The 1,740-nt window shown below is 24.1% G+C and carries 1 protein-coding gene and 2 pseudogenes; 2 read left to right on the plus strand and 1 reads right to left on the minus strand.

Features of this window, described 5'->3' with window-relative positions; all coding sequences use genetic code 4:
• The first annotated feature begins 53 nt into the window (after positions 1–53).
• Both C6B38_RS03070 and C6B38_RS03075 read left to right on the plus strand, forming a co-directional pair.
• Positions 54–353 (plus strand): spiroplasma phage ORF1-like family protein, encoded by a 300-nt coding sequence (locus tag C6B38_RS03070; RefSeq protein ID WP_443028742.1) that lies wholly within the window; start codon positions 54–56, stop codon positions 351–353.
• Positions 275–1,474: pseudogene (locus C6B38_RS03075) on the plus strand (spiroplasma phage ORF1-like family protein); the annotation flags it as partial. The gene C6B38_RS03070 and the pseudogene C6B38_RS03075, both read left to right, overlap by 79 nt.
• Positions 1,475–1,500: 26 nt before the next feature.
• Here C6B38_RS03075 and C6B38_RS09780 read toward each other — a convergent pair.
• Positions 1,501–1,740, minus strand: a pseudogene (locus C6B38_RS09780) (DUF3688 family protein); the annotation flags it as partial.

Raw genomic sequence — 1,740 nt, forward strand, 5'->3', positions numbered from 1 at the left:
CGAATAAGGTTGGTACAAAGCGGATAATTTTTGATTTTGAGACGGTTGATGAGTTGGATGTTAAAAATATTAAAAAAGCAATTTATCGAATGATTTTGACTGTTGATGAAGCAAATTTAATTATTTCTGGTAGTTTAGAGTTAAATAATATTAATAATGATGATTTAAGTTTTAATTTTAGTTTTATGCGAACGGGAATGGGTAAAGTTTTTAATTTTAATGGTTCAATTTATTCATCATTAAATAGTAAAGATTTAAAGTATTATCAACAGTTACGGTTGATGAGTTGGATGTTAAAAATATTAAAAAAGCAATTTATCGAATGATTTTGACTGTTGATGAAGCAAATTTAATTATTTCTGGTAGTTTAGAGTTAAATAATATTAATAATGATGATTTAAGTTTTAATTTTAGTTTTATGCGAACGGGAATGGGTAAAGTTTTTAATTTTAATGGTTCAATTTATTCATCATTAAATAGTAAAGATTTAAAGTATTATCAACAGTTTAGCGGTCAGTTTGATTTATCTAAGTTTTTACAGTCTTTTTTTGCAAGTGCATTGGTGCCAGTGTTTCAAAATCGTAGTTCGTTTATTGAAAATGCATATATTGATAATTTACAGTATGATACTGTTTTAGTTAACTTTTTTGCGTTGAAATTACAAAATTTTAATAATATTTTGTTGAGTGAGAATATTAACGATAAATTGCAATTTGATAAATTATTAAATAGTATGTTTAAGATTTCACAAAAATTTTATACTAATTATTTACGCACGATTTTTGATTTAGAGAATAACACTTATGTTCAAGGTTATAATAAAAAATATGGTTTATTAGTAAATAATGGTTTTAAAATTTATCCACGATATTTTTATTTTTCTGATAAATATAAGCAATTAGATATTAAATTATATTCAGCATTTAAAAATCGGTTTTATACGATTAATAATTATGGTAGTGTTTTTAATTATGATTTTTCGGTTGCTAATAATTATGATATTAAGTTAAATTCGGGTTATGTTTTTGGCGGTGATTTACAAAATAAATATGGTTTGCAATATAAAAAAATTGAAGAACAAAAAATCGGTTATAATGTTTTTGAATTGCAAGCACAAAAAGAAAACGATATGTATCGTTATTATGATTTTAATTTTGGGATTTATAATTGACAAGAAATTAATAATGGTGGGTTGTTTCCCGATAAACAATGATTTCAAGTGCAATATATAACTCCTAAAGGTTGATGAGATTTTGAAACTCATATTAAAAATGCCGTGATTTGAATTGTTAACACTATTCCCGGTGTTAAACAAGTTAATGAGTTAGCGAGTGGTGTTGGAAAGGTTTTTGAAACAGTATATAGTTTTTTTAATCAAATATTTGAGGTATGAAAATTTAATCCCGCATTGTATAGTACAATAACAAATATCTTTTTATTAATTATTTTTATGAAATTTGTGCGATTAATATAAAAAAGGAACTGTTATTCAGTTCCTTTTTAACCTTTTCAATCAGTAATCTCACCGGTGTTTTTATCAATGGTTGGTAATTGTGGTTCACCAACACCATCTCAACGATAAATACTTTTATAACCAAAAATTTTTCAAGTATCAGGTTTTAATTGTTCACCTTTTCAATTATTTATAAATCATGTTTTTCCAATTAATTTTAATCCTATATAAGTTTTTAAAGTATTATTAATTTCTTCATTTTTTCCTTCAATTAACAATTTTCAATT

The sequence above is a fragment of the Spiroplasma sp. ChiS genome (genome assembly GCF_002968355.1).
In the GTDB taxonomy this organism is placed as follows: domain Bacteria; phylum Bacillota_I; class Bacilli_A; order Mycoplasmatales; family Mycoplasmataceae; genus Spiroplasma; species Spiroplasma citri.